This is a genomic window from Acidovorax sp. Root217 (genome assembly GCF_001428645.1).
GTDB lineage: Bacteria > Pseudomonadota > Gammaproteobacteria > Burkholderiales > Burkholderiaceae_C > Acidovorax.
This window is the reverse complement of sequence record NZ_LMIH01000012.1, coordinates 506,623-516,201: the sequence shown is the minus strand read 5'-3', so window position 1 is coordinate 516,201 and position 9,579 is coordinate 506,623. Positions and strand designations below refer to the sequence as shown.

The window sequence follows — 9,579 nt, the reverse complement described above, 5'->3', positions numbered from 1 at the left end:
GGCGATCTTGCGCGAGCTGTCGGTGATCTGCTGCATGCTGCTGACCACCTGGCCCACCACTTCGCCACCGCGCGCTGCAGCCTGGGCGGCCGTGCCGGCCAGCTGATTCGCCTGGCGCGCCGTGTCGGCCGATTGCGACACCGTGGCCGTCAACTGCTCCATGCTGGCCGCCGTTTCCTCGAGGTTGGACGCCGTCTGCTCGGTGCGTGCCGACAGGTCGTGGTTGCCATTGGCGATCTCCACCGAGGCCGAAGAGACGGAATTCACGCCAACCCGCACCTCGCTCACCACGGAGCGCAGGCGGGTGGACATCGTGGACAGGGCCCGGGTCAGCACCCCGAGCTCATCCTTGCGGTCGTCCTGGATGTCCTGCGTCAGATCGCCTGCAGAAATGGCCTCGGCCAGGGTCACCGCCCGGTCAAGCGGCCGCGTGATGGAGCGCACCAGCAAGGCGGCCATCAGCATGCCAAGGACGACCACCACGACGGCGCTGGCCGCGCCGATCACCACGAGGTTGTCGCGGGTCGCGTGCGCCGCCTGCACGGCCTGGTCGCGCTGGCGCTCCTGGGCCGCCACGAACTTGTCGATCGACTCCAGGTAGGCCACCGCCTTCGGGCGGTAGACACTTGCGAGGTACTCCTGCTTGGCCGCCGCATCACCTGCATCGGTCAGCGCCTTGAGCTTGTCGGCCTGGCCGCGGATGTCGGCGCGCGTGGCGGCCACCTGGGCCAGCGCCGCCTTGTCGTCGGCCGACACCGAAGATTTGCTGATCTTTTCCTGCACCGGCGTGATGCGGGCCGTGAGGGCCGCCACGCGCGTGTCGAAATCGGCCTTGAGCGCCGCGTCCGTGGTCACGAAGCTGGCCATCGACATGGTGACGGCCACCTCGGCCAGCCCCCGCCAGCTCACCGCCGTGGTGATGGCGGACTCATACTTCTCGACGGCTGCCTCGGTCTCGGCGGTCACCCGTCGCCCGTTCCACTGCGTGAAGATGGCGGCCACCAGCATCAGCGCCAGCAGGCCCAGGATCACGCTCCACATCTTGTGGGCCACGCGCAGGTTGTTGAAATTCATGGTTGATCCTTACGCTCTACCGGGACAGGCAACTGGCCCGGCTCTGTGAGTTCTTGCCTTAGGAAAACCGTCAAACCAGCGATAGCTGCCAGGACAGCAAGCGGGCACCGGGAGGTGCCTTGGCCTGCTTGTAACCAGTGTTGCTGGAATCAGCACGCCGCGTTATCGGTACAAGCCCTAAAATGCCTCTGTGACCCACTTGCTCAACGCCGACCTGCATTGCCATTCCGTGGTATCCGACGGAACCATGACCCCCGAAGACCTGGCAGCCCGTGCCAAGGCCAACGGGGTCGAGTTGTGGGCGCTGACCGACCATGACGAGATCGGCGGCCAACACCGGGCCGCAGTTGCGGCCAGCGCACAGGGCATGGCCTACCTCACGGGTGTCGAGATCTCGGTGACCTTTGCCGACACCACCGTCCACATCGTAGGCCTGGGCTTCGATCCCGACAATACCCAACTGGCCGCCGGCCTGGCCGCCACCCGCGGCGGACGGGGTGAACGCGCCCAGGACATGGCGCAGCAACTCGCCCAGGCCGGCATCGCAGGTGCCTATGAGGGCGCGCTGCAGTTCGTGGGCAACCCGGCACTGATATCGCGCACGCATTTCGCACGCTTTCTCGTCGAAACCGGGGTCTGCCGGGACACCTCCGAGGTGTTTCGCCGCTTTCTCACCGAGGGCAAACCCGGCTATGTGCCACACCGCTGGGCCAGCCTGGGCGATGCCGTGCGCTGGATCACCGAGGCCGGGGGCGTGGCGGTGATTGCCCACCCGGCACGCTACAAGTTCAGTGCGAACGAAGAATACGCGCTGTTCTCGGAATTCAAGGCCCATGGCGGGCGCGGCGTGGAGGTGGTGACCGGCAGCCACAGCCCGCCGGAGTACGTGACCTACGCCGCGATGGCCCAGGAGTTCGGCCTGGCCGCGTCGCGCGGCAGCGATTTCCACAGCCCTGACGAGTCGCACACCGACCTGGGCACGCTGCCGCCGCTGCCCGGCACGCTGACCCCCGTCTGGGAACTGCTGGCCGACCGCATCCGCCAGGCGGCCGCCACCTGACCTGAATTCTTCTTTTCCATGGCCCAGTACTTCGAAGTCCACCCCGACAACCCCCAGCCCCGTCTGCTCAAGCAGGCGGCGACACTGCTGCAAAAGGGCGGCATCGTCGCCGTACCCACCGATTCGAGCTATGCGCTGGTGTGCCACCTCGATGACAAGGATGCGGTGGACAGGCTGCGCCGCATCCGCCAGGTCGACGACAAGCACCACCTGACCCTGCTGTGCCGCGACCTTTCGGAGCTGGCCAACTACGCCCGCGTGGACAACCGGCAGTACCGCCTGCTCAAGCTGGGCACACCCGGGCCGTACACCTTCATCCTCGAAGCCACCAAGGAAGTACCGCGCCGCGTGAGCCATCCGTCGCGCAAGACCATCGGCCTGCGCGTGCCGGAAAGCAAGGTATTGCAGTTGCTGCTGGAGCAGCATGGCGCCCCGCTGCTGGCCACCACGCTGATCCCTGCCGGCGAGACCGAGCCCCTGAACGACCCGGAAGAAATCCGCGAGCGCTACGAAAAGCTGGTGGATGCCATCGTGGATGCCGGGGCCTGCCCCCGCGAGCCCACCACGGTGGTGGACCTGACGCCCATGGGCACGGGCGGCGACCCTGAAGTGGTGCGCGAAGGCCGCGGCAGCCTGCAGGCACTGGGCCTGTAACCCTCAATCCAGCTTGAACGCGCCCACGGCGCGCTGCAGGTCTTGCGCGCGCGACGACAGGGCCGAGGCGGCGCTGGCCGCCTGCTGGACCAGGGCCGCGTTCTGCTGCGTGGCGCTGTCCATCTGCGCCACGGCACCGTTCACGTGCTCGATGCCCGAGCTTTGGGCGTGCAGCGCACCCGAGATCTCGCCCAGCAGCGTGCTGACCTGGCCGACTGCGCCCACGATCTCTTCCATGGTCTTGCCGGCGCGGCCCACGTGGCCGGCGCCGCTCTCGACCTGGTCCACCGACTGGCTGATCAGGGTCTTGATCTCGCGGGCCGCCACGGCACTGCGCTGCGCGAGGCTGCGCACCTCGCTGGCCACCACGGCAAAACCCCGGCCCTGCTCGCCCGCGCGGGCGGCTTCCACCGCCGCATTCAGGGCCAGGATGTTGGTCTGGAAGGCAATGCCTTCGATGACCTGGATGATGTCCACGATCTTGCGCGAGCTGCCGCTGATGGCCTGCATGGTCTGCACCACGTCACCCACCACGGCGCCACCGCGCTCGGCGATTTGCGAGGCGTTCACGGCCAGGCTGCTGGCCGAGCGGGCGCGCTCGGCGTTCTGGCGCACGGTGGTGGTCAACTCGGCCATGCTGCCAGCCGTGTCGGCCAGGGAGCTGACCTGGTCTTCGGTGCGGCGCGCCAGGTCGGAATTGCCCGAATCGATGTCCGCCGCCGCCTCGGTGATCGAGTCCGTGGACTGCTTGATGCCCGAGACCAGTTCGGTCAGCGTGTCTTCCATGGTGCCCAGCGCCGTGAGCAGGCGTCCGAAGTCGCCTTCGAGCTCGGACGAAAATTCCTGGCTCAGATCGCCCGAAGCCACCGTCTCAGCAATCAGGATGGCCTGGTTCAGCGGTGCCACGATGCCATTGCGCAGCAGCACGAAGGCCACCAGCGCCACGATGAATACGCCCGCGCCCAGCACCGAGACCCAGGTGCGCACGCTCTGCAGGTGGCCATGGCCCTGGCGGATGGCCTGCTCCAGCGGACCGCGCTGCGCATCGGTAAGACCAGTGGCGGCCGCCACCGAGGCCTTGTACGCATTTTCCGCACTGCCCACCCCGCTCAAGGCTACGGCCATCAGGATGGCCACCATCAGGCCGATGAGGCCGAACGCCAATATGAGGCGGGTTCCAATCTTCAAACGATCCAGGCCCATGGGATTCATCTCCGATGTCAATGTTGTATGTATATATACGGCGACCGTTGCGCTCAATGTAGCGCGGGCAGGGCCTGCGCCTAGTCTGCCACGCCTGTATCCATTTGAAACAGCCATGGCATGGTAACAATCCCGCCAGGAACCTGCTTGGAGGAGCGGATGTCGCGCGTCTGAGACAATTGGACCGGTGGACACCTCTCAAATTATCCAAGCCATTCTCATTCATGCCTTGCCCGTGCTGTTTGCCATCACTGTGCACGAAGCCGCCCACGGGTACGTCGCCCGGTATTACGGAGACAACACAGCCTACATGATGGGGCGGGTCACGCTCAACCCGCTCAAGCACATCGATCCCATCGGCACCATCCTGATGCCTTTGTTGCTGCTTTTCTCCTTCTCAGGTGCATTCCTGCTCGGGTATGCCAAACCCGTGCCAGTAAATTTCAACAATCTGCGCAACCCCAAGCGGGACATGATTTGGGTGGCATTGGCGGGGCCAGCCTCCAACTTCATACAAGCTATTTTGTGGACCGTGATCTTTATCGGTCTCAAAAAGGCTGATGTGCAAGAGATCTTTTTTCTAGCGGTTGCCCAAGCCGGAATAAAAGTTAATCTGGTGCTTTGTGCATTCAACCTCTTCCCTATCCCTCCGTTGGATGGCGGTCGCATACTGGTGGGTCTACTGCCCTGGAAACAAGCGCACTTGGTGTCCCGCGTCGAGCCTTTTGGATTCTTCATCGTGCTGGGCCTGGTACTTACGGGAGTGTTGAGCACTGTCTGGATGGAGCCATTGATGCTTGCGGGCTACGGTTTCCTTAATTGGCTGATTTCTCCGTTCCTGTGACGCGCATGACTAGTCTTGAACTTTCTTATTTCGCTGAATTCACCTTCCCATGAGCACCACGCGTTTTCTCACCGGCATCACCACCACGGGCACGCCCCACCTGGGCAACTTCGTGGGTTCCATCCGCCCCTCGGTGGCGGCCAGCCTCACGCCCGGCGTGCAGAGCTTCTACTTCCTGGCCGACTACCACGCGCTCATCAAGTGCGAGGACCCGGTGCGCATCCAGCGCTCCACGCTGGAGATCGCCGCCAGCTGGCTGGCCGCGGGCCTGAACCCCGAGAAGGTCACGTTCTACCGCCAGTCCGACATCCCCGAGATCCCTGAGCTCACCTGGCTGCTGACCTGCGTGACCGGCAAGGGCGTGCTCAACCGCGCCCATGCCTACAAGGCCAGCGTGGACAAGAATGTGGCGGCCGAGCGCGATGCCGACGACGGCGTGACCGCTGGCCTGTTCATGTACCCCGTGCTCATGGGCGCCGACATCCTGATGTTCAAGGCGCACAAGGTGCCCGTGGGCCGTGACCAGATCCAGCACATCGAGATGGCGCGCGACATGGCGGCCAGCTTCAACCACCTGTATGGCGAGCACTTCGTGCTGCCCGAGGCCGCGATCGACGAGCATGTGGCCACCCTGCCCGGCCTGGACGGCCGCAAGATGAGCAAGAGCTACGACAACACCATCCCGCTGTTCAGCTCGCGCGAGCAGCTCAAGAAACTCATCGGCGGCATCCTGACCGACTCGCGCGCGCCCGGCGAGGCCAAGGAGGTGGAGGGCTCGGCCCTGTTCCAGATCTACCAGGCCTTCGCCAACGAGGCCGAGACCGCCGCGCTACGCCAGCAGTACGCCGACGGCATTGCCTGGGGCGACGCCAAGCAGGTGCTGCTCGAACGCGTGGACCAGGTGATCGCCCCCATGCGCGCGCAGTACGAAGAGCTGATCAACAACCCCGCCCGCATCGAGCAGACGCTGCTGGCCGGCGCCGAGCGCGCCCGCACGCTGGCCACGCCCTTCATCCGCGAGCTGCGCTCGGCCGTGGGCCTGCGCAGCCTGGTGCAGGCCGGCACGGCCACCAAAGCGGCCAAGACAGCCAAGGTGGCCCTGCCCTCGTTCAAGCAGTACCGCGAGGCCGATGGCAAGTTCTACTTCAAGCTCGTGGCGGCAGACGGCCGCCTGCTGCTGCAGAGCACGGGCTTCGATGCGCCCAAGGAAGCAGGGCAGGCCATCGGCCAACTGCAAAAGGGTGGTGATGCCCTGCAGGCGCTGGCACCCCGGCTGGCGCCAGTGGACGGAGTGGAACCGGCCGACGTGACGGCGGCGCTGCAGGCGCTGGCGGATGCAGCCGCTGCCAGCTGATACAGCCGCGCCCCTTCAATCCCTGTAGCGCACGCGCGCCCACAGGGTCGGCCGGGTGTCGCCATTGAGCGGCGCCTGCGCCGTGGCGATGAAGGACCAGCGCCGGTCCGCCGAATCCATGGAATGCACCAGCACCAGATCCCAGCCCGGCCGGCGTGGAATGCCATTGGCCTCGTCGGCAAAACGTGAACCGCGGTAGACCAGCGATCCGGCAGACAGGTCGCGCCCGCCATGCTTCCATACGCTGGCCAGCGCCACCGTGTGCCGCGCAAACCCCGGCAAGGCGTTTCCACCGAACTGGCTGCCCAGGTTGCGCGATTGCGCCCAGGTGTAGCTGCCCAGCACACTCCAGCGCGGCGCCAGCACGCGGTTGAGCGCCACGCCCGCCTGGTGCAACCGGCCCTGGCTGAACACAGGGTTCTCGTTGTAGGGGTCCACCACAGTCTGCCCGGTCTGGATCTGCGCGCCCAGGCTGCCCACGCGGTCCAGGTTCACCAGGCCCCGGGGCGGCAGTACCAGGCTGCCGTTGGCAAACGTGGGGTTCACGATGTCCTGGCTGGACAGCATGGCGAAGCCGAAGGTGCGTTCATTGAACTCCCAATCCAGTTGCGCCGCGCGCTTGCGCCCGAAGCTGCCTGGCAACTGGTAGTGGTGGTCGATGGCGATGGCGCCCTGCGCGACGGGCGAGAGCGTGTGCGCACTGGGTGAGCGCACGTTTTCGATATAGGCCAGGTGCAGCGCCCGGCCCGGCCCCATGCGGTAGGACATGCCCAACCGCGGCAAGGGGTGGCGCGCATGGCCGCCATGCTCGGCTGTGGGGTCCGCCAGGTCCTCGTCGGTCAGCGAATCGAAGAAGCGCTCGCCGTAGCGCACGGCCAGGCGCGGCCAGTAGGCTTCGGCATGCCAGGTCCAGGGGCCATCGCGCCATTCGCCCGCCAGCCAGGGCATCTGAAAGCGCGCCTGTGTGCGCTGGGTGGAGGTGACCACCGGGTCGGACAGGCCCGAGTCGGATGCTCCGCGGGTACCCTCCCAGCCCAGGCTCAGGCGACGGGGGCCCCACTGCACCGTGTGGCGCAGCAGCACGCCGTCGTCCGAATCGGTGATGCGTGAATCCTGCGGGCCGTAGGTGGCATCGTCGAGCACCAGGCCCTGGCCAAAGCGTGCGCGGTGCAGCTTGAGCCAGGTCTGCGCATCGGGTGACCAGCGCCAGGAGCCACCCAGGTCCGTTCGCTCAGAGCGCTGGCGCGCCAGGCCATTGAAGGTGATGCCGTTGCCGAAATCGCGCCCTTGCGGAAAGCTGTAGCGCAGCCGGTCCTCGGTGTGCAGCAGGAACAGGCCCAGGCTCTCCGTGGGGCGCATGCCCAGCGCCAGATCGAAGCCCGGCGACGACAGGCGGTAGCTGGGCGCGCCGCCGTTGTTCGACCACATCTGCACGCCGTTGGTGCGCACCTGCCAGGCCAGGGGCACCGGCGCGGCGGCAAAGCCATGGTGGCCGACATCGGCGGCCAGTTTGTCCTGCACCGGGCCGCGCTCGGCACTGGCAATCCACAGCCACTCGCCCCCCTGCGTGAGCATCAGCGGCGCCTGCTTTTCGCTGGCGCCAAAGGCCGTCGGGTCGCTCAGGTAGCCCTGGTAACGCTCGGAATTGCGGCTGAAATCGCTCTCGTAGCGGTTCGCCAGAAAGAAGTGGCTGCCCGCCCACAGCGGGTAGTACGAGGCGCTGGCATAGGCGCGCGCCCAGTGCTCCATGCCGAAATCACCAAGCGCCTTGCCCAGGTTGGCCGAGCCCTGGCTGTCACTGGTGAGCGGGTCCAGCGACTTGAGGTAGGGCAGCCGCGTGAGCGCCTCGCGCGCGGCGGAAATCGCCTCCACAGGCTCACCCTGGTCATTGCGCAGCACCGACTCGATCTGCCAGGGCAGCGGGTCGTTTGGGTCGGCCACGCGGGCGCGCGCCAGCGAGTCGAGCGCGGCCGCGCGCTCGCCCAGTTGGTACTCGGCCACGGCCAGCCACACCTGGGCGCGGGCGTAGCGCGGCTCGATCACCAGGGCCTTGAGCAGCTGGGTGCGGGCGGCGGCGGGGTCGCCCTGCTGCAGTGCCAGCAGGCCCGCGCCTGCCAGGCTCACATAGTCGTCACCCGCCTGGGCCAGGGCTGCCGCGAAACCGCTTTGGGCATCGAGCAACCTCAAGGCCTCGGCCGCCAGCGTGGCCTGCTCGCCCTGGTAGGCCGGGTGCTCTGGCGCCAGCGCTACAGCGCTTGCCAGGGCCTGGCGCGCACCGCGCAGGTCGCCGCGCTCACGCAGGGCGCGCCCCAAGCCCCACTGGGCAGCGGCCCGGTCGGTAGCGGGCTCCTGGCGTGCCTCGGCACCGGCCACGGCACGCCGGTACAGGGCGATGGCCTCCTCGCCACGCCCTTCCAGGCGGTGCCAATCGGCATCGGCCAGCAACAGCGCCGTGGCCTCGGGTGCCCGGGCGCGCGCGGCATCGAGCCAGGCGCGTGCCTGTGCGCCCTGGTCCAGCACCATCAGCAGCTCGGCCCGGCGCGCTGCCGTGCGCGGGTCCTGCGTGCGCTGCCAGGCGTTGGCCAGGCGCTGCTGGGCCGCGTCCATGCGGTCGTCGAAAACTTCGAGGTCGGCCAGCAGCAACTCCACCACAGCCCCGCCCTGCCCGCTGGCGGACAACGCCAGCAGCCGCTCGCGTGCGCGCGGCCACTGGCCCGTGCGCAGGTCGTCGCGGATGGAGTACAACGGGGGCGCCACATCGGGGCCCTGCAGCTCGGCCCAGCGCGCGGCATCCACCGGGTTGGCCATGACCCACTGCACCCGGTCGCGCGGGCGCACCAGCACGCGCTTGACCGGTGCCTTGCCAGGCTCCGCAGTGCCCTGCTCCGACGGGCCCAGCTCCACCCGGCCGAAATCGTTGGACAGGTCGACCTGGCCCGAGAGCACGGTGAGCGTCGTGCGGCCCGCCGCATCCACCTCCACGTCCCAGTCGGTGCCGCGCACCACGGCCAGGGCTGCCGGGGTCTGCAGCTGCAGCGAGGCCGGGGTTTTCTTGGTGCGCGCCCACAGCCGGCCGGCGGCCAGCTCCAGCAGGGTGCGCTCGGGCTGCGACTCGCACAGGCGCAGCTGCGCGTTGGCCGACATGCGGATCTGCGTGCGGTCGGCCAGCAGCAGCGCGGCCGACGACAACTCCAGCGTGCGCACGCCCGCACCCGCGCCCAGTTGCTGGGCCAGTGCGGCCGGTGACCAGGGGCCCTGGCCTGCCGGCCGAGTCTGGCCTTGCCCGGCCAGGGCCACGACCTGCGCAGCCACGGCGTCTGGCGCAGCGGACACCCCCGCGCACTGGGCCCAGGCGCCGGGCAGGCACAAGGCGCACGCTCCCAGGGCAAC

At 67.7% G+C, this 9,579-nt stretch carries 7 protein-coding genes; 4 read left to right on the top strand and 3 right to left on the bottom strand.

All coding sequences use genetic code 11. The features are described from left to right. Nucleotides 1-1,074: HAMP domain-containing protein (locus ASE31_RS31585; protein WP_157412482.1), on the bottom strand; the 1,074-nt coding region annotated here is incomplete at its 3' end. Between the two features lie 190 nt (nucleotides 1,075-1,264). Between ASE31_RS31585 and ASE31_RS12495 the strand changes: the two genes are divergently transcribed. Both ASE31_RS12495 and ASE31_RS12490 read left to right on the top strand, forming a co-directional pair. Next, complete coding sequence (locus tag ASE31_RS12495) at nucleotides 1,265-2,134, top strand: 3',5'-nucleoside bisphosphate phosphatase (protein WP_057201943.1); 870 nt, start codon at nucleotides 1,265-1,267, stop codon at nucleotides 2,132-2,134. 18 nt (nucleotides 2,135-2,152) lie between these two features. Then, nucleotides 2,153-2,788: an L-threonylcarbamoyladenylate synthase gene (locus ASE31_RS12490; RefSeq protein ID WP_057201942.1), complete on the top strand. Its 636-nt coding sequence runs from the start codon at nucleotides 2,153-2,155 to the stop codon at nucleotides 2,786-2,788. Nucleotides 2,789-2,791: 3 nt separating this feature from the next. Here the strand turns inward: ASE31_RS12490 and ASE31_RS12485 are convergent, their stop codons facing one another. Further along, nucleotides 2,792-3,991, bottom strand: a complete 1,200-nt coding sequence (locus ASE31_RS12485) for a methyl-accepting chemotaxis protein (RefSeq protein ID WP_057202528.1) — start codon at nucleotides 3,989-3,991, stop codon at nucleotides 2,792-2,794. 187 nt (nucleotides 3,992-4,178) lie between these two features. Here ASE31_RS12485 and ASE31_RS12480 point away from each other — a divergent pair, with 187 nt between their 5' ends. Continuing rightward, complete coding sequence (locus ASE31_RS12480; protein WP_057201941.1) at nucleotides 4,179-4,835, top strand: site-2 protease family protein; 657 nt, start codon at nucleotides 4,179-4,181, stop codon at nucleotides 4,833-4,835. A 49-nt stretch (nucleotides 4,836-4,884) separates the two neighbouring features. Beyond that, the gene (locus ASE31_RS12475; RefSeq protein WP_057201940.1) at nucleotides 4,885-6,189 is read left to right on the top strand and encodes a tryptophan--tRNA ligase; all 1,305 of its coding nucleotides are present in this window, start codon (nucleotides 4,885-4,887) and stop codon (nucleotides 6,187-6,189) included. 15 nt (nucleotides 6,190-6,204) lie between these two features. Here the strand turns inward: ASE31_RS12475 and ASE31_RS12470 are convergent, their stop codons facing one another. After that, entirely contained in the window at nucleotides 6,205-9,558 is a 3,354-nt protein-coding gene (locus tag ASE31_RS12470; protein WP_057201939.1) for a FecR domain-containing protein, read from the bottom strand. Between the last annotated feature and the right edge of the window lie 21 nt (nucleotides 9,559-9,579).